Source organism: Neobacillus drentensis NBRC 102427, assembly GCF_001591445.1.
Taxonomy (GTDB): Bacteria; Bacillota; Bacilli; order Bacillales; family Cytobacillaceae; genus Neobacillus; species Neobacillus drentensis.
This window is the reverse complement of sequence record NZ_BCUX01000053.1, coordinates 15181-33998: the sequence shown is the minus strand read 5'-3', so window position 1 is coordinate 33998 and position 18818 is coordinate 15181. Positions and strand designations below refer to the sequence as shown.

At 37.3% G+C, this 18818-nt stretch carries 23 protein-coding genes; 20 read left to right on the top strand and 3 right to left on the bottom strand.

Annotation, left to right across the window (positions count from 1 at the left end):
* The first annotated feature begins 278 nt into the window (after positions 1-278).
* From spoIIM to lysA, 16 genes are all read left to right on the top strand, one after another.
* A complete protein-coding gene (gene spoIIM / locus BDR01S_RS20140; protein ID WP_066257386.1) occupies positions 279-926 on the top strand; it encodes a stage II sporulation protein M in 648 nt (215 codons plus the stop codon).
* 117 nt (positions 927-1043) lie between these two features.
* Complete coding sequence (gene fur / locus BDR01S_RS20135) at positions 1044-1508, top strand: ferric iron uptake transcriptional regulator (RefSeq protein WP_066257383.1); 465 nt, start codon at positions 1044-1046, stop codon at positions 1506-1508.
* A gap of 126 nt (positions 1509-1634) precedes the next feature.
* Complete coding sequence (locus BDR01S_RS20130; RefSeq protein ID WP_066257381.1) at positions 1635-1859, top strand: YqzK family protein; 225 nt, start codon at positions 1635-1637, stop codon at positions 1857-1859.
* 5 nt (positions 1860-1864) lie between these two features.
* A complete protein-coding gene (gene xerD, locus BDR01S_RS20125) occupies positions 1865-2752 on the top strand; it encodes a site-specific tyrosine recombinase XerD (RefSeq protein ID WP_066257380.1) in 888 nt (295 codons plus the stop codon).
* Positions 2753-2975: 223 nt separating this feature from the next.
* Complete coding sequence (gene deoB / locus BDR01S_RS20120; RefSeq protein ID WP_066257377.1) at positions 2976-4172, top strand: phosphopentomutase; 1197 nt, start codon at positions 2976-2978, stop codon at positions 4170-4172.
* A 2-nt stretch (positions 4173-4174) separates the two neighbouring features.
* Positions 4175-4993 (top strand): purine-nucleoside phosphorylase, encoded by an 819-nt coding sequence (locus BDR01S_RS20115; protein ID WP_066257375.1) that lies wholly within the window; start codon positions 4175-4177, stop codon positions 4991-4993.
* Between the two features lie 13 nt (positions 4994-5006).
* Positions 5007-6311, top strand: coding sequence for a pyrimidine-nucleoside phosphorylase (locus BDR01S_RS20110; RefSeq protein WP_066257372.1), 1305 nt, complete (start codon positions 5007-5009; stop codon positions 6309-6311).
* A gap of 145 nt (positions 6312-6456) precedes the next feature.
* Positions 6457-7647: a D-alanyl-D-alanine carboxypeptidase family protein gene (locus tag BDR01S_RS20105; RefSeq protein WP_066257370.1), complete on the top strand. Its 1191-nt coding sequence runs from the start codon at positions 6457-6459 to the stop codon at positions 7645-7647.
* Between the two features lie 209 nt (positions 7648-7856).
* Positions 7857-8207, top strand: a complete 351-nt coding sequence (spoIIAA, locus tag BDR01S_RS20100) for an anti-sigma F factor antagonist (protein ID WP_066257368.1) — start codon at positions 7857-7859, stop codon at positions 8205-8207.
* A complete protein-coding gene (gene spoIIAB, locus BDR01S_RS20095; RefSeq protein WP_066257365.1) occupies positions 8208-8648 on the top strand; it encodes an anti-sigma F factor in 441 nt (146 codons plus the stop codon).
* A 12-nt stretch (positions 8649-8660) separates the two neighbouring features.
* Positions 8661-9419 carry an RNA polymerase sporulation sigma factor SigF gene (gene sigF, locus BDR01S_RS20090; protein WP_066257360.1) on the top strand — a complete coding sequence of 253 codons (759 nt, stop codon included), beginning with the start codon at positions 8661-8663 and terminating at the stop codon, positions 9417-9419.
* Positions 9420-9529: 110 nt separating this feature from the next.
* Positions 9530-10150 (top strand): stage V sporulation protein AA, encoded by a 621-nt coding sequence (locus BDR01S_RS20085; protein ID WP_066260240.1) that lies wholly within the window; start codon positions 9530-9532, stop codon positions 10148-10150.
* On the top strand, positions 10140-10562 hold the full coding sequence (locus BDR01S_RS20080; protein ID WP_082797513.1) for a stage V sporulation protein AB: 423 nt from the start codon (positions 10140-10142) through the stop codon (positions 10560-10562). Before BDR01S_RS20085 ends, BDR01S_RS20080 begins: the two co-directional genes overlap by 11 nt.
* A 73-nt stretch (positions 10563-10635) precedes the next feature.
* A complete protein-coding gene (spoVAEA, locus tag BDR01S_RS20075) occupies positions 10636-11211 on the top strand; it encodes a stage V sporulation protein SpoVABEA (protein ID WP_066257352.1) in 576 nt (191 codons plus the stop codon).
* Positions 11198-12688 (top strand): spore germination protein, encoded by a 1491-nt coding sequence (locus tag BDR01S_RS20070; protein WP_066257348.1) that lies wholly within the window; start codon positions 11198-11200, stop codon positions 12686-12688. The genes spoVAEA and BDR01S_RS20070 overlap by 14 nt, the downstream gene beginning before the upstream one ends.
* Before the next feature lie 156 nt (positions 12689-12844).
* Positions 12845-14149 (top strand): diaminopimelate decarboxylase, encoded by a 1305-nt coding sequence (gene lysA / locus BDR01S_RS20065; protein ID WP_066257344.1) that lies wholly within the window; start codon positions 12845-12847, stop codon positions 14147-14149.
* Between the two features lie 35 nt (positions 14150-14184).
* On the opposite strand, the gene BDR01S_RS20060 is transcribed toward lysA, so the two are convergent.
* Positions 14185-15048 (bottom strand): DUF1002 domain-containing protein, encoded by an 864-nt coding sequence (locus BDR01S_RS20060; protein WP_066257343.1) that lies wholly within the window; start codon positions 15046-15048, stop codon positions 14185-14187.
* 494 nt (positions 15049-15542) lie between these two features.
* On the opposite strand from BDR01S_RS20060, the gene BDR01S_RS20055 reads away from it, so the two are divergent.
* On the top strand, positions 15543-15893 hold the full coding sequence (locus BDR01S_RS20055) for a GNAT family N-acetyltransferase (protein ID WP_066257341.1): 351 nt from the start codon (positions 15543-15545) through the stop codon (positions 15891-15893).
* A 28-nt stretch (positions 15894-15921) separates the two neighbouring features.
* Here BDR01S_RS20055 and BDR01S_RS20050 read toward each other — a convergent pair whose 3' ends face one another.
* Positions 15922-16443: a DUF309 domain-containing protein gene (locus BDR01S_RS20050; protein ID WP_066257338.1), complete on the bottom strand. Its 522-nt coding sequence runs from the start codon at positions 16441-16443 to the stop codon at positions 15922-15924.
* 172 nt (positions 16444-16615) lie between these two features.
* The gene (locus BDR01S_RS20045; protein WP_066363308.1) at positions 16616-16705 is read right to left on the bottom strand and encodes a YjcZ family sporulation protein; all 90 of its coding nucleotides are present in this window, start codon (positions 16703-16705) and stop codon (positions 16616-16618) included.
* A gap of 208 nt (positions 16706-16913) precedes the next feature.
* On the opposite strand from BDR01S_RS20045, the gene BDR01S_RS20040 reads away from it, so the two are divergent.
* The 3 genes from BDR01S_RS20040 (at position 16914) to BDR01S_RS20030 (ending at position 18796) form a co-directional block, all read left to right on the top strand.
* Complete coding sequence (locus BDR01S_RS20040) at positions 16914-17684, top strand: segregation/condensation protein A (RefSeq protein WP_066257331.1); 771 nt, start codon at positions 16914-16916, stop codon at positions 17682-17684.
* Entirely contained in the window at positions 17671-18258 is a 588-nt protein-coding gene (gene scpB / locus BDR01S_RS20035) for an SMC-Scp complex subunit ScpB (RefSeq protein WP_066257329.1), read from the top strand. Before BDR01S_RS20040 ends, scpB begins: the two co-directional genes overlap by 14 nt.
* 118 nt (positions 18259-18376) lie before the next feature.
* Entirely contained in the window at positions 18377-18796 is a 420-nt protein-coding gene (locus BDR01S_RS20030; protein ID WP_066257326.1) for a hypothetical protein, read from the top strand.
* Positions 18797-18818 lie beyond the last annotated feature (22 nt).

Here is an 18818-nt window from a genome sequence, read left to right as displayed (position 1 = left end):
CCAAGTGAATCACATTTAGATGCGTTGAGGGAACCTTCCATCTGTACCTCTAAAGTAAACCCGGTAGCTTATGGCTATCGGGATTTATTATTGATTAGAAATTATAAATTACTAATTGTGGATAACTTGAAATAGTTATCTGAATCCAACTCCAGCCCATACGCAGCTATACGGGCGCTTGCGCTTTTTGTTCTGTAATCTACTAAATTTTGAGCATAGAAATACTAGACTGGCATACAATGTATTAACTGAACTGAGAAGAGTAGGAGGATACGCAAATGAAAAAACGATTGTACCAGTCCGATGCCGCTAGTTATTTCCGTGAGCATTCCTCAATTTTTTTGTTTATTGTCGTTTTATTTTTAATGGGAGTAATTTTTGGAGCAATTGTCGTAAACAGTATGAGCATTACTCAGAAGGAAGATTTATTCTACTATCTATCACAATTTTTTGGCCAGGTATCGAGCGGCAGGGAAGGCGAGGACAATGATTTATTCTTACAAAGCTTTTCCCATAATAGCAAGTTTATTGGTCTTATGTGGATACTAGGGATTTCCATCATCGGTCTTCCCGTTATACTTATTCTATTATTTATTAAAGGAATGGTAGTTGGGTTTACCGTTGGTTTTCTAGTCAGTCAAATGGGCTGGCAGGGCTTTATGCTTGCTTTTGTTTCGATCTTGCCTCAGAATCTGATCATTATACCAGTGTTCATCATGATGGCTGCATTATCAGTAATTTTCTCACTTCGAATGATCAAAAAGCAATTTATGAAAAAATATGCACAGCCTATCCTTCCCTTTTTTAAGGGATACATTTTCACCTTGTTTGTAGCAGTAATATTTATAGTTGCTGCATCTGGAATAGAGGCATATCTCTCACCATGGTTAATGAAAACTGTCATAAGTTCAACTGTTTTAAAGTAATTACCATATGATAATTATTATAAAATATGTTTATTCTAGTTTATAATAATTTTATTTTGATTCTCAATTGTCATCTGTTATAATGAGAATTAACAGTGGCGAGGGAGGGGCTTCAGGATGGAAACTAGGATTGAAAGAATTAAGAAACAGTTGCATTCAGCAAGTTATAAATTAACACCTCAGCGTGAGGCAACCGTTCGAGTTTTATTAGAAAATGAAGAGGATCATTTAAGTGCGGAAGATGTATACCTCCTCGTAAAAGAAAAATCGCCTGAAATTGGTTTAGCAACAGTTTATCGAACGCTTGAATTATTAACAGAGTTAAAAATCGTGGATAAAATAAATTTTGGGGACGGGGTTTCTCGTTATGACCTTCGCCAGGAAGGCGCCGCCCATTTTCATCATCATCTTGTTTGTATTGAATGTGGTGCCGTTGATGAAATTCAAGAGGATTTACTTGAAGATGTTGAATCCGTTGTGGAACGCAAATGGAATTTTAAAATAAAAGATCATCGCCTCACTTTTCATGGGATTTGTTACCGATGTCAGGATAAAGATAAAGAGGTAGAAAAAGTAGATTAACCAATGAAAGCTCCTTGAAAGGGCTTTTTTCTTTTTTTGAAATTCCCCTTTAATCAATCGTTTAGGTATAAAATTTGTCTATTTTGGCATACATTTTACTAGACGATGGAAATTGGGGGAAGATGGATGATTTCATTTATTAAAGCTTCACTAAAAACCTTAAAGGTTTTTATAATATTCACAGGATGCACGATTCTTTTCTATTATGGTATCATGTTGGTGAATGAAGAATATCAAAATTATCATCGCTATGATGAACCGGAAGGAGCTGCACTTAAAGTTTCGACCGCAGTGCATGAGGATTCTTCCTTGTTAGATCGGCTGATGTGGTTTTATTTAAATGGGGAGTAAAAACGATGGACGAGCAATTAAAGGCTTTTTTGAATTATTTATTCATTGAAAAAGGTTCAGCCCAAAACACAATTATGGCGTATGAGCGGGATTTACAAAGCTATCTTCGTTATTTGAAAAATATTGAATCCGTCCTTTCTTTAAATGATGTACAACGTGTACATATCGTACACTTTTTAAGATTTCTAAAAGAACAGGGGAAATCCTCGAAAACATTGGCACGGCACATCGCCTCTGTCCGTGCATTTCATCAATTTTTATTAAGGGCCAAGGCAACAGATCAAGACCCATCTGTTCAAATTGAGACACCAAGACTTGAAAGGTCACTTCCTAATGTTTTGAGTTTACAAGAAGTAGAAACTCTGATGGAAACACCAAAACTAGAGGATCATTTTGGGATAAGAGACAAGGCCATGCTTGAACTGCTTTATGCTACAGGTATCCGTGTTAGTGAACTAATAGGTCTTGAGATTGATAATGTCCAGTTAACGATGGGGTTTGTTCGTTGTAACGGAAATAAAGAACGAATTATACCGATCGGGCGAGCAGCAGCTGATGCTATAAAACAGTACCTAGATTATGGAAGACCTCTATTTATTTCCATGAAGCAGCAGGACAATGCTTTGTTTTTAAACCACCAAGGAAAGCGGTTGACACGGCAAGGATTTTGGAAAATATTAAAAAAACTTGCCAAAGAAGCCGCAATAGAAAAAGAACTTACACCACATACTCTTCGTCATTCATTTGCAACGCATTTGTTAGAAAATGGTGCTGATTTAAGAGCAGTTCAGGAAATGTTAGGTCATTCTGACATTTCAACTACACAAATCTATACACAGGTATCGAAAACAAAGATAAAAGACGTATATAGCAAATTTCATCCCAGAGCTTAATAGATTGAGTGTTTCGTATCTAAAAATATAATTGTCAAAAAGCTGCCTAAATTTTGGCGGCTTTTTTCTTGTAATTTCTGAAACATTTAGTACAATAGAGATGTCAGACTTCTGACGAATGAAGTAATATTTAATTTTCATAAACGTATATAAAGTGGGCAACATATTTATGTGTAATTTTTTATTTGCAAACGTTTTCTATGGATAAAGGAGGAAGAGATGAATGGAAGCAAATACATACAAACGTATTTTTATTATCGTAATGGACTCGGTAGGCATTGGGGAAGCGCCGGATGCTGAAAAGTTTGGTGACAAAGGTGCAGATACTTTTGGACATATTGCGGAGAAAATGAATGGTCTTAACATGCCAAACATGGGCAAGTTAGGTTTAAGCAATATCCGTGAAATCAAAGGGATTGATAAAGCAGAAAAACCATCAGCATATTTTACAAAAATGATGGAGGCCTCCAACGGTAAAGATACTATGACAGGCCATTGGGAAATCATGGGACTAAATATTCAAACCCCATTCCGGGTGTTTCCGGAAGGTTTCCCGGATGAGCTTCTATCTGAATTAGAAAAACGCACTGGCCGTAAAATTATCGGCAATAAACCTGCAAGCGGTACGGAAATCCTTGTGGAGTTGGGCGAAGAGCATATGAAGACTGGGGCATTGATTGTCTATACTTCTGCAGATTCAGTCCTTCAGATTGCTGCCCATGAAGAAATTATTCCCATTGAGGAGCAGTATAAAATCTGCAAAATTGCACGTGAATTGACACTGGATGAGAAGTACATGGTTGGCCGTGTTATTGCGAGACCTTTCTTGGGAGAACCAGGGGATTTTAAAAGGACTTCTAACCGTCACGACTATGCATTAAAACCATTCGGCCGTACCGTAATGAGTGAATTAAAAGATGCTGGGCTTGACGTTATTGCGATCGGGAAAATATCTGATATTTATGACGGAGAAGGCGTTACTCAATCACTTAGAACCGTTTCTAATATGGATGGTATGGATAAGTTAATAGAAACTTTGGATATGGATTTTACCGGTATTAGTTTTGTAAATCTAGTTGATTTTGATGCCTTATACGGCCATCGCCGTGACCCTGAAGGCTATGGAAAAGCACTCGAAGAATATGATGCACGCCTTCCAGAAGTGTTTGCAAAAATGAAAGAAGACGACCTATTAATGATTACAGCAGACCATGGAAATGACCCTGTTGCACCAGGTACAGACCATACACGTGAATATGTACCATTACTTGTTTATTCAAAAACCATGGGCGAAGGGAAAGAGCTCCCAATTAGAGAGACCTTTGCTGACCTTGGGGCAACTGTCGCTGAAAATTTCAATGTGAAACTACCGAACTTCGGAAAAAGTTTTTTAAACGAATTAAATTCAAAAGAGGTATAAAAATGAATGCTGAAAAAATTCAAAATGCCGCAGGATTTTTAAAACAAAAATATGCAGCTACACCCAAAATCGGCCTTATTTTAGGATCTGGTCTTGGTGTACTTGCGGATGAAATTGAGAACCCTGTAAAAATTCCATACAATGAGATCCCAGACTTTCCTGTTTCAACGGTTGAAGGTCATGCAGGACAATTAGTATTTGGATTATTAAGCGGGGTAGAGGTTATTGCCATGCAAGGACGTTTCCATTTCTATGAGGGGTATAGTATGGAAAAAGTAACCTTCCCAGTTCGCGTCATGAAGGAACTAGGCGTTGAAATGTTAATTGTTACGAATGCAGCTGGCGGAGTAAATGAAAGCTTTTCTGCAGGTGATTTAATGATTATATCTGATCACATTAATAATATGGGTACCAATCCATTAATCGGACCGAATGATTCCAAGTTAGGTGCCCGCTTCCCTGATATGTCAGAGGCATATACGAAGGAATTACGTGCGGTTGCAAGAGAAATTGCCGAACGCTTAAATATTAACGTTAAAGAGGGTGTCTATTTCGGTAACCCTGGTCCCGTCTATGAAACGCCTGCTGAAATACGAATGGCCCGTACTTTGGGCGGAGATGCGGTAGGAATGTCGACTGTACCAGAAGTAATCGTTGCTCGGCACAGTGGAATGAAGGTTCTTGGTATTTCATGTATTTCGAACATGGCGGCAGGTATTCTTGACCAACCCCTTACCCATGATGAAGTGATTGAAACAACTGAAAGAGTGAAAGCAGACTTTCTACAATATATAAAAGAAATCGTAAAAAAAATTTCGTAAAGAGGTGTTTAGGATGAGAATGGTTGACTTAATTGAGAAAAAAAGAGATGGGCAGGAACTATCCACAGAAGAAATTAATTTTATTATTAATGGATATACGGAGGGGTCTATTCCAGATTATCAAGTTAGCGCCTTAACGATGGCAATCTTTTTTAAAGGGATGACTGAACAGGAAAGAGCCGATTTGACAATGGCGATGGTTAATTCGGGCGATCAAATTGATTTATCAGAAATTGAAGGAATAAAAGTTGACAAACATTCCACTGGAGGAGTAGGTGACACAACTACACTTGTCCTTGGACCACTTGTTGCTGCACTTGGGGTACCCGTAGCAAAAATGTCTGGACGCGGATTGGGTCACACCGGAGGAACAATTGATAAATTAGAAGCGGTAAAAGGCTTCCATGTTGAAATTAAAAATGAAGAATTTATCGAACTCGTTAATAAAAATAAGATTGCTGTTATTGGTCAGAGTGGAAATTTAACCCCTGCAGATAAGAAACTTTACGCATTACGTGATGTTACCGCAACTGTTAATAGCATTCCATTAATCGCAGGTTCTATCATGAGTAAAAAAATTGCAGCTGGTGCAGATGCCATCGTTCTTGATGTAAAAACCGGAGCAGGAGCATTCATGAAGACACTTGATGATTCTCGAGAGTTAGCAAAAGCTATGGTGCGAATTGGAAATAACGTTGGCAGAAAAACAATGGCAGTTATTTCTGACATGAGCCAGCCACTGGGGTTTGCAATCGGGAATGCCCTCGAAGTAAAAGAAGCAATTGATACTTTAAAAGGGGAAGGTCCTGAAGACTTAACAGAACTTTGTTTAACCCTTGGCAGTCATATGGTTTACCTAGCAGAAAAGGCGGGCTCATTAGCAGAAGCACGCACCCTGTTAGAAGGTGTCATTAAGGACGGGTCAGCACTTGAAAAATTTAAAGTATTCTTAAGCTCACAAGGCGGAGATGCATCCATTGTTGATGACCCTTCAAAAATGCCTCAAGCTAAATATACTTTTGAACTTGAAGCCAAAGAAGATGGCTATGTATCCGAAATTGTAGCAGATGAAGTTGGAACAGCTGCGATGATTCTTGGTGCTGGAAGAGCAACGAAGGAGTCTATTATTGATTTAGCAGTGGGACTTGTCTTAAGAAAGAAAATCGGAGACCAAGTTAAAAAAGGTGAATCGTTAGTAACGATTTACAGCAATTTCGAAAATGTAGAAGAAGTAAAAACTAGGCTTTATCGTAATATTAAAATTTCACCAACAAAAATAGCCGCACCGATACTCGTTCATGAAGAAATAACCGAATGATTTCATGATAAAGGGTGTCAGGCACCATGTGAATTTTTCACATGGTGCCTGACACCCTATTTTTATTTTCTTTAAAAGGTAATTATTGTATAAAGTTATTAATTTTGGAAAAAATGGATGCTATAAAGAATGGAGGGTTATGCGAATGAAACGATTTGTCTCTTTGATAGTGACATTTTTTTTACTTACAAGTTTATGGGGTCCATCTGCTTTTGCGGCTGAAGAAAAAAAGAATGCTGACGAACAGAAGAATGCTGATATCGTCAACAATGTAAAATCCGCTATTTTAATTGAACGTGATACTGGGAAAGTACTTTATGAAAAAAATAGTAATGAAGAACTCCCCCCTGCAAGTATGACCAAAATAATGACGATGCTTTTAATTATGGAGGCAATTGATCAAGGTAAGCTTACTTGGAATGAAAAAGTCCGCGCAAGTGAATATGCTGCCTCGATGGGCGGTTCGCAAATTTTCCTTGAAGCTGGCGAAGAAATGACAACCAAGGAAATGTTAAGAGGAATTGCAATCGGTTCTGGAAATGATGCTTCTGTTGCTATGGCAGAAAGAATTGCAGGCTCAGAAGAAGCGTTTGTAGACATGATGAATGATAAGGTAAAAGAACTTGGGTTAAAACATACGTTCTTTAAAAATACGACAGGGCTTCCGGTCAGTGGTCATTTTAGCACAGCCGGTGATATGGCTATTATGGCGAAAGAGCTATTAAAATATGAAGACATTACGAAATTCACTGGCATGTATGAAGCATATCTTCGTGAAAATACGGACAAAAAGTTCTGGCTTGTTAATACCAATAAATTAGTGCGTTTCTACCCTGGTGTGGACGGACTTAAAACAGGTTTCACTGCAGAAGCAAAGTATTGCTTAACAGCGACAGCTCAAAAGAATGGTATGCGGGTAATTGCGGTTGTGTTTGGTGCGCCTACATCAAAGGAAAGAAATGCTCAAGTAACAAAAATGCTCAATTATGCCTTTAATCAATATCAAACACATCCAATGTATAAACGAAACCAGACCATTGCCAAGGTGAGAATAAGCAAAGGACAGGAAAAGTCTGTAGAAGCTGTAACTAGTGAGCCAATTTCCTTACTGACTAAAAAAGGTGAAAAATCCGAGGATGTAAAACGAAAGGTAACGATCAAAAAAAATCTTAAAGCTCCAATTAAAAAAGGAGATAAGATAGGTACCATCAAGTTGATTAAGGATGGAGAAGTTTTTCTGGAAAGTCCTTTATTAGCAAATGAAAATGTAAAGGAAGCAGGCTGGTGGACCCTTTATAAGCGTTCATTCGGGATGTTTACAAAGGCCGGAAAATAACTAGAAAAGCGAAGTCCACTAGCCGTTGGGCGCTGGAGCTAGACAGTTATCGAAGTTCAAAGCAGGTAATTTATTATCTTTACTTGTGTCGAAACTACAAGATTTGTCACTTCTTTTAGCGAAATGCGACTAGTTTTGTAATTGGAGAAGGATATTACCACCCGTAAAGAGAATTGACTCACTATACCAGATTAAGGAGGACGTGGATAGTGAGTCTTAATATTAATATGGAAACAAAACATGACGTTCTATGTATTCGTTTAAGCGGTGAGTTAGACCATCACACCGCGGATGAACTTCGCGAAAAAGCGATAACCGTTATTGAAAAAAATGATATTCGTCATATTGTCTTAAATCTGGAACATCTTACGTTTATGGATAGTTCAGGCTTAGGAGTTATATTAGGCAGATACAAACAAATTAAACAGGTGCACGGTGAAATGGTCGTTTGTGCAATTTCCCCTGCAATACAAAGATTATTCGATATGTCCGGTTTATTCAAAATCATCAAAATGGAACCGACAGAAGAATTTGCATTGCAAAGATTGGGGGTGGCCTGAGTGAAGAATGAAATGAATCTTCAATTCAGTGCGTTAAGTCAAAATGAGTCCTTTGCCCGTGTAACTGTTGCAGCGTTTATTGCACAACTAGACCCTAATATGGATGAGTTGACCGAAATAAAAACTGTCGTTTCAGAAGCCGTGACCAACGCGATTATTCATGGTTATGAAAATGATCCCAATGGAATTGTCTATATTCAATTAATTATTGAAGATAGTCTAATTGATCTGACAATTAAAGATGTTGGAATTGGAATTGTAGATGTGGAAGAAGCTCGTCAGCCATTATTTACAACAAAACCGGACCTAGAGCGTTCCGGTATGGGTTTTACTATCATGGAGAATTTCATGGATGAGGTAGAGGTTCATTCACAGCCAGGTCGAGGAACCGAGGTTAGATTACGAAAGCATTTACAAAACCGCAAAATGCTTTGCAATTAAGGAGACTTGCCAATGGATGTGGAGGTTAAGAACGATAAGGGTCAAACATACTTAAAGGACCATGAAGTAAAAGAGCTCATCAAAAAGAGCCAAGACGGGGACCAAGCTTCAAGGGATTTAATTGTTGAAAAAAATATGCGTCTTGTCTGGTCGGTTGTTCAACGATTTCTTAACCGGGGCTATGACCCGGATGACCTGTTCCAAATTGGTTGTATCGGACTATTAAAATCAGTTGATAAATTTGATCTTTCATATGATGTGAAGTTTTCGACTTATGCAGTCCCGATGATTATTGGTGAGATTCAGCGATTTATCCGTGATGATGGAACCGTTAAGGTTAGCCGCTCTTTGAAAGAAATGGGAAACAAAATCAGAAAAGCAAAGGACGATTTATCGAAAACGCTTGGAAGAATTCCAACCGTTAACGAAATATCAGCACATTTGGAGCTTACACCGGAGGATGTAATCCTTGCTCAAGAAGCAAGCAGGACACCATCTTCCATTCATGAAACCGTTTATGAAAATGACGGGGACCCGATTACATTACTTGATCAAATTGATGATGGTAATGATGGAAAATGGTTTGATAAAATCGCTTTAAAGGAAGCTATACGTGAATTGGATGAACGTGAAAGACTCATTGTCTATTTAAGATATTATAAGGACCAAACACAATCTGAGGTTGCCCTTAGGCTTGGGATTTCCCAGGTCCAAGTATCACGACTTGAAAAAAAAATATTGCAGCAAATGAAAGGCCATATGGATCTCTGATTCATATGGTTTTTTTTATATATATACTGGTATTTTTTGGATTTCATGAAAAAGTTGCTTATTACTCATACTATTTTTACGAGGAAATCTTTGTGTGGGAAGTGAATGTTTTGGAAGAAACAATATACATCCGCATGCGGAATCGTGTCCAATCTCCGCCTGAAGAAAAAGTATTGTTAAAAGATATTGCCCAAGTCATTGCCCCAGATGAAGTTCTTTCACATTTACAAGCTATGATGATTCATCAATTATTAGATGCGGAACAGAATATTGTCATCATAGATGTTATGAAAGTAATCCACTTAATAAAAAGAGAATTTGGGGAAATGGAAGTTCAGACCATTGGACCTGCTCAAACCATCATTGAAGTTACTTATAAGAAAAAGGGAGTTTCGATTCCCTATTTTCTGTTAATATGGTTTCTCTTATTTTTTGGTTCAGCCATGGCAATAATGAATTTTCATGATGATGTAAGTATGAAAAGTGTCCAAGAAAAAATATACACCATCATTACAGGGAAAAAAGAAACAAAACCATTACTTTTTCAAATCCCCTATTCTGTCGGACTAGGCATGGGAATGATTCTATTTTTTAATCATTTTTTTAAGAAACGGATTAATGATGAACCCAGTCCTTTAGAGGTAGAAATGTTTAATTATCAATTGGATTTAGATAACTACGTAATTATTCATGAAAATAAAGAAAGTATGAAAAAAATCAGTGATGATTAGTATTTTAGCGATTATTTTTTTAGGTGTAGCAAGCGGACTGGCAGTAGGTTCTGGTTTTGTAGCTTTTCTTACCGTACTCGGGGTTATCCCGAGACTAACACAGCTGAGTAAGACGATGAAAATGATTCAACAATATGAATGGGCCGTAGTTTTAGGTGCACTAACTGGGGTAGGAGCGAGTCTTAGAGAGCCTGTTTTACATATGCCTTCCTTTACATTAATTTTTTTAGGGATAACTGGTGGGGTTTTTTATGGAATGCTGGCTGCGGCCCTTACAGAGGTATTAAATGTATTCCCCATCCTCGTCAAAAGAATCCGATTAGATGGAGAAATTGCCATATTAATTATGGCGATTGTATTAGGGAAGATTTTCGGATCTATCTTCCAATGGGTTTACTTTGTTCATCATTAAAAACTATTGAAAACAGTCTAGCACCAGCGCTAAGCAGGGCGCTTACGCTTTTCTGATGAAAGGACATCACAGAATGAGCAATCGGAGGCGTGTTATTTTAATAACTGATGGTGATGAATATGCAAAGAGGGCTGTTGCGCTTGTTGCTAATGAAATTGGCGGCAGGTGTATTTCTAGTTCCCAAGGTAATCCGTCAACTTTAACTGGTGAGAAAATAGTCCAGTTAATAAAAAAAACTCCGCACGACCCTGTTCTAGTGATGTTTGATGATAGTGGAATAGTTGGAGAAGGTGCAGGTGAAAATGCTTTGAAATTTGTTGCCGGACATGAAGATATTGATGTACTGGGCATAATTGCGGTTGCAGCAAAATCAAGGCATGAGGAATGGACAAGAGTGGATGTAAGCATCGATCGTGATGGGAATTTAACTCCATATGGTGTAGATAAATATGGTATACCTGAGCTTGAAATCGGAAGAATAAATGGTGACACCGTGTACTGTCTGGATGAATTGGAGGTCCCCATCATCGTAGGAATTGGCGATATTGGTAAAATGTCTAGACATGACTCCTACAAGAAGGGGTCCCCAATAACGAAAAAAGCAGTGGAGCTTATACTTGAAAGGAGTGGCTTCCATGTCAAGAAGTAATGAACAAAAATGGCCAATCCCCCAATCAGTAAATGAAATTGAAAATTACATGAAACAACGGGTTGGTCTTGGGGTAAGCTTTGATTTTGGCGTCAGGAAATTAAAAATCCTCAAAAAAGATGTTCACATCTACTATGTAAATGGGTTATGTGATTCCCTCTTCATAATTCAACTAATCGAAGAATTAGTTGAAATCAATGACCATGAAAAATTATCAACAGATCTATTTAAGATTGTAGAGAATAGACTAGTTAATCAATCTGTTGAACAAGTTAACACACTTGATCTAATAGTCGATAAGGTTCTGTCAGGATTAATTGCTGTTGTAATGGAAGGTCAAAATACTGCATTTGTTATTGATGTAAGAAGCTATCCGGGTCGTGCACCTCAAGAACCCGATACAGAAAAGGTTGTTAGAGGGTCCCGCGACGGATTTGTTGAAAATATTATCCTGAACACGGCCTTAACAAGACGGAGAATTCGCGATGAACGACTGCGCTTTGAAATGCTTAAGGTAGGAGAACGATCTAAGTCTGATGTAGCATTAGGGTACTTAGAGGATGTTGCTGACCCAGATTTATTAAATATTATTCGGAAAGAAATAAAGGCTATTAAAACAGACGGAATTCCAATGGCTGATAAAACAATTGAGGAATTTATTTTAAAACAGGGATGGAATCCCTTCCCTTTAGTAAGATATACGGAGCGGGCTGATATTGCGGCAACTCATATTTTAGAAGGGCATGTTGTTATTTATGTTGACACCTCTCCTAGTGTTATCATTGCACCTACTACATATTTTCATCATTTACAACATGCAGAGGAATTTCGTGAATCTCCGGCGATGGGAACCTTTCTCCGCTGGACCCGTTTTCTAGGTGTATTAACATCTATTTTACTACTTCCATTATGGATGTTATTTGTATTAGAACCTTCCTTATTACCTGAAAAACTCTCGTTTATTGGACCGAATGAGCAGACCAATATACCAATTATTGTGCAAATATTTTTAGCTGATTTTGGGATTGAGTTTTTACGGTTGGCCGCAATTCATACACCTACTCCACTTTCGACGGCAATGGGTTTAATTGCCGCGGTATTAATTGGACAAATTGCGATTAGCGTTGGGCTGTTTGTTCCAGAGGTAATCTTGTATGTCGCAGTTGCAGGGATTGGCTCTTTTACTACTCCTAGTTATGAGTTAAGCGTTGCAAACAAAATTGGTCGATTGACATTGTTGGTTCTTGTGTCGTTGTTTCATTTGCCTGGATTTGTGATTGGGGCGACAGTGTTCTTTCTCTTCCTAGTGAAAATACGGGCCCTTAATACCCCATACCTATGGCCATTTCTCCCTTTTGAGCCGAAGGGGTTTTTACAAATCATTGTGCGCAGAGCCATACCAGGTTCCATTCTCAGACCAAGTATTGTTCATCCAAGAAACCGTTACCGACAACCACCTAAAGCAAACGAGAAATAATTGCACTTTTCAAACAAGTATGCTAAAATATTTTAATTAAATAAAGGAATAAAGTGTGAAAATAGGCAGTATCTTTTGGAGATTCTGTCTATTTATTATTATCATTAAGGATTGTACGCATAAACTATAGTAAGTGATTGGGAGAGAGGGAAGGGAATGTATTTTTACGGGACAACAGGGGTAAATAAAAATGGGAATTTGGAAATTGGCGGAGTTGATTCTGTCCAGTTAGCCAAAGAATTTGGAACTCCCCTTTATGTATATGACGTTGCATTAATGCGCGAGAGGGCCCGGTCCTTTAAGCAGGCATTTGAAGAACAAAATATTAAGGCTCAAGTTGCCTATGCGAGTAAAGCTTTTTCTACCATTGCTATGATTCAGCTTGCTGAGGAAGAAGGGTTGTCACTCGACGTAGTATCAGGGGGTGAATTGTATACCGCATTGGTTGCAGGATTCCCGGTTGAGCGAATTCATTTTCATGGGAATAATAAAAGCAGAGAAGAATTAGAAATGGCCTTGGAGCAGGAAATCGGTTGTATTGTGGTTGATAATTTTTCTGAACTTGCGCTTTTGAAAACCATTTCTATCGAAAAAAAGGCCCATGTTAACATCTTGCTAAGGATCACCCCAGGTATTGAAGCCCACACACATGATTACATTTTAACTGGGCAGGAAGATTCGAAGTTTGGGTTTGATCTTCAAAATGGACAAGCGGAAGATGCGCTAAAAATGGCACTTGAAGTTGAAAACTTTGAGGTGCTTGGACTCCATTGCCATATAGGATCACAGATTTTTGAAACAACCGGATTTTTATTAGCAGCAAAAAAGATTGTCGAAAAAATGGAAGTATGGAAGCATAAGCATTCCTTTGAAGCCAAAGTATTAAATTTAGGTGGAGGATTTGGAATCCGCTATACAAAAGAGGATGAGCCCTTACAACCATCCCAATATGTGAGTGAAATTATTCGTGAAGTCAAAAAATTAACTGAAAGCTACTCATTAAAAATGCCGGAAATTTGGATAGAGCCTGGTCGATCGCTTGTTGGTGATGCAGGAATTACCCTTTATAAAGTGGGTTCTTCCAAGGAAGTCCCTGGTGTTAGAAAATATTTAGCAGTTGACGGTGGAATGAGTGATAATATTCGACCGGCCCTTTATCAGGCCAAATATGAGGCTGTTCTTGCAAATAAGCCATTAACGAAAGCAGATAAAACTGTTTCCATCGCAGGGAAATGCTGTGAATCTGGGGATATGTTAATTTGGGATTTACCGCTTCCAGAAACTGGCGAAGAAGATATACTTGCCGTTTTTTGCACGGGTGCCTACGGCTATTCTATGGCCAATAACTATAATCGAATACCGCGTCCAGCAGTTGTTTTTGTAGAAAACGGAACAGCTACTCTTGTAGTAAAAAGAGAAACTTTTGCAGATTTAATCCAGCATGACTTACCGTTGAAATAGAAAAAGATGTCGCTAAAAATAGCGGCATCTTTTTACTAAGAAAAAATTGCTTTAATGGCATCAATGAGCCAGATGAAAAACTGTTTTAATTTATCTAAAAATCCTTGTCCCTCTTCCGATTGAAGAAATTTAGAAATACGATCTTTGGCTTTGTTTAGCTGGTCACTAACCTGGTTCCAATCAATATTTAAATCTTTAAGCTTATTAAAAAAGTCCATTAAACGTTTCATTTCTTCATCAGTAAGTGTGACATTTAAATCATTGGCAGCTTGCTCAATGATTTTTTGTAATTCTTGATCATTTTTTGGTTTATTCTTAGCAATTTCTTCTTTCACTTTAGCAATTAATGCTGCAGCATTTTTATCACCAATGGAATCACCTAGTTTAGCGGTTTCAACCATTTCTTGATTTGCGGCTTGTTTTACTTCTTCAGGAATAGTCGTATCCGCTGAAATTTCATAGGCTTTTATTATGCCGGTTAGCGCTGCTGTCCCAGAAACCGTAATGGGGGCTGTAATATAAACTTTTGCATCCTTAACACCCGCTGTAATAAGGGCATTGACATACATCTCGTCCGTAACCCAATTAATATTTTTGGTTTTGACGGAAATCCCCGCCCCCTTTGGTTGAATCGTAATCGCAGAGGATGAAATGGCCTTTGTACCGATAAGCGCTTTTGATACATATTTTCCTAAATATTGATGTTCCTCCTGATTCGATACAGTAACTATTTGAACATCTTCCGGAGCACCCATTTCCGATAATAGGGTTTCCTTTTGACTAGTTGTTAAATTTTCACCAAGTGTAACAATCATATCACCTTCAGCCAAGTCAGCAAAAGTGTGGACCGGATTGAAAATCAGCAAACTTAACATTAAATAAATAAGAATTTTTTTCATAGTTTCCTCCTCGTTAACTCTAAAAGGTAGTAGAGAATCGTTCTTTTATATAATATAACCGATTCCACTAATAATAACGTAAATAACAACGTGGAAGTTTCATAGATAGTAAATCTTAACTGGAAAAATGCAAAATTTGTAAGCAGAATAGATTATTTTTGTAATTTAGTGTAGAATGGAGGTCGTGGACAATATCTTCAAAACTATTTTTGGAGGAAGCAATTTCATGAAGAGAAGTAACTGGATTTTGTTTAGTATTCTTATTGGTCTGTCCGCTTTATGGGGGATTATCTATTGGATTTTTATTGGGCCACGACATTAAGAATAATTTTGATTGATGATTGGCCTTTTAATATGTATCATGATGATTAATGAAACATAATATCAGCCACTACATATAATGAATAATGTTTAATATTGATTTTATTGGTAAAAATATACTATTGTTAAACCAAATAATTTCATCGGTTTATTTAATATAATGAGGGATCTAAATGTTAATTCGTTATAAAAAAACATTCGAAAAAATTGCCATGGGTTTATTGTCCTTTATGCCCAGCGAAAAAGATTTAAAAAAGCTCCAGCATACCATGAAGGAATATGAAACTGAAGAAGATTGGCACCTATTCCTCTGGAAAGAAGAAGATATCATTGGACTTTTAGGTGTCCTGAATCACAATGATACCAATACTTTAGAAATCCTTCATATCTCCGTTAATCCTTCGCATCGTTTTCAGGGAATTGGTAAAAAAATGGTGAAAGCACTGACGGAAATGTATGCAGAAAAAGAAATTACGGCTAATGAAAATACGGCCGCTTTTATTGAAAAATGTGATCTTTGCTAGATTTACACTCAAAAGGCAGTGAATAAATTTATTCACTGCCTTTTCGCATCTTTAATGACTGGTTTCTTTCTTCAATGATGGTGGATCTGTCACGTAATTTATGACGGTTGACTAGTAAATTATTCGTAAGATCACTCTCATTACCCCATGTAAAGCCCTTTTGTTCACTTACTTTTTTTGCTGCATTTAGTAAGGTTGAATCACTTAGAGGTAAAGAAATGCTTCTATATAATTCGCCTTTTTGCAGTGCGGTAATCTGTCTATTTAATAAGTGATAAAAATCTACATGATTGAATCCGAGTTTTGTCAGGGAATCAGAATGTAATTCAAAAATTTTTATTGCTTTTATTAATGTTCGTCGAGCACCGCTAAAATTACTTCGACGATGATGGTAAGCAGATACAGATAATAAAATAAAACCGACCCAGATGGAATTTTTATTTTTTGGGTCTGTCTTTTTCCAGTAATCCTCAAGTAATTCATGACACTCGAAATAATCACGATCACCATGATAATGGGCTAAAAAATTGATATACTCACTCGGGTACAAGCAATCCCCCCCTAACAAAATGTATAATATAGTTTATCATATTTGAAGGGGTCCCCTAAGAAAATATTTTTCAAAAAAGCCCGTCATGATTGACGGGCAAAGTAGTTCTAACTAATATTGGCACCATAGTGAACAGTTTTATGTGTATATCTGTGCACATACCTAATGTTTATTAATATACCCAGGAAGCACCAACAATAATTAATAAGATAAATAGAACTACAATTAAAGCAAATCCGGATCCAAATCCATGTTCAGACATATTCATTACCTCCTAAAAAATGTTTTGTTCTTTTCCTTGTCATCATATGTAGGATATTTGTCCATTGTTATGGGCAAACATCATGTTTTGATAATATTCCCTCGTCAATTTGATTTTTTTATTGGATAACCTTATTTAATCCTCTATACTATTAATAGTCGAAGTAAATAGTTAACGAACTTATTAATTAAAGAATTTTGGTGATATCGTGCCATATCAGGTGAAAATTGATGCATTTGAAGGACCGTTAGATTTGCTGCTCCATTTAATTAATGGGCTAGAAATTGATATATATGATATTCCTGTTGCCCAAATAACCGAGCAATACTTAATGTATATAAAGACGATGAATGAACTAAAGCTCGATGTTGCAAGTGAGTTTTTGGTTATGGCAGCGACATTGCTCGTAATCAAGAGTAAAATGCTTTTACCGAAGCATGCGGAAGTTCTTGAAGAAAACGATACTGACATGATATTTGAAGAAGATCCAAGAGATGAACTTGTTGAGCGCCTAATTGAGTATCGAAAATATAAAGAAGCAGCTCATGACTTAAAAACCATGGAAATAGAGCGCGGGCTTATGTTTACAAAGCCGCCAAGTGATCTGTCTGAGTTTGCGAAAGAGAAACAACCGGAAAAAGCGGAGTTAAATGTTTCTCTGTATGATATGCTGGCAGCTTTTCAAAAATTAATGCGACGAAAGAAACTCCAGCGCCCGATGGCAACGAGAATCACACGTCAGGAAATATCCATTGAAAAAAGAATGAATGAAATTATGGTTGAACTAAAGCAGCTTAAAGTTCAAATAAACTTTAATGATTTATTTCCTTATCCTGCTAAGGATCATATCGTGGTAACCTTTTTAGCTGTTTTGGAGCTTATAAAAAGAAAAGAGATTGACGCCCAGCAACAAGAGAATTTTGGAGACATTTATGTTAAAGCCGTAAAGGAAGGGGCAGAAATGATTGGAGATTGTTAATTGGAACAGTATTCTAGAGAGCCTGTTATTTGCTGCAGGGGATGAAGGGCTTTCACTGAAACAGGTTGCCGAGGTCCTAGAAGTAAATGAGCTAAAGGCTAGTGAAATCATTGAGGATCTTAAAATAGAATATGAGCGAGACACCAAAAGGGGAATTATGATGGTCCAGCTTGCTGGTACCTATCAGTTAGCAACCAAGAAAGAAAATGCTGCATATCTAAAGAAACTAGTGGATTCCCCCCATACTTCCACCTTGTCACAGGCAGCATTAGAAACTTTGGCAATCATTGCCTATAAGCAACCAATCACCCGTGCTGAAATCGAGGAAATTCGCGGGGTGAAAACAGAACGTCCGTTGCATACACTAATGGCAAAAGCATTAATTAAAGAGGTTGGCCGCGCCGAAGGTACTGGTAGAGCTTATTTATATGGGACAACGAAGGAGTTTCTTGACTACTTTGGTCTGAAAAGTATTGAAGAACTTCCACAGCTTCCAGACAAGGCTGATGATGAATTTATTCAAGAAGAAGCAGATCTATTTTTCGAGAAATTTTCAGAAACGATTAATTCTTAATTTTCCAATACTTACTTGAATTTATGATAAAATAGATGTAAGTGGAATCTTCAATTCTTTTTAACATGTTTAAAATATTTACATGCAAAATTGTCATTGGCCAAGGAGTGGAATTCATTTGTTAATTAAAGATTGTAAAGGCATTGAATTAGAAAAAGAAAAATCAAATACTTCTGAGGATTTTTTTAACAGGAGCGAAGTTACTTTTGTTGAAGACGGTGTAGAAAAAACACTTCATATTTTGTATGTTAGGTATTTTGATGAAATCCGCCATGAATTTACACCTTACGAGCAAGACCCTATTTTTGTTCAGCAAGGGCATGAGACGACATTTAAAGATATTGTAGGACTTGTATGTCTCTTGAAAAATCCAGGCTTGCGCAGCCGAAAACGGCTTTATATCAATTCAAAGCAGGAATTTGCTACTTATTTTCAAGATATCAATTATAATAAATTACCTGAAATTTTTCTTTCTCTTAACGAAAAGAAAGAATATGAGCTTCGTTCTCCGCTTGAGTTCATTTTGCAGCCAAAATAGTAAAGTATACGAAGTAAAAAAT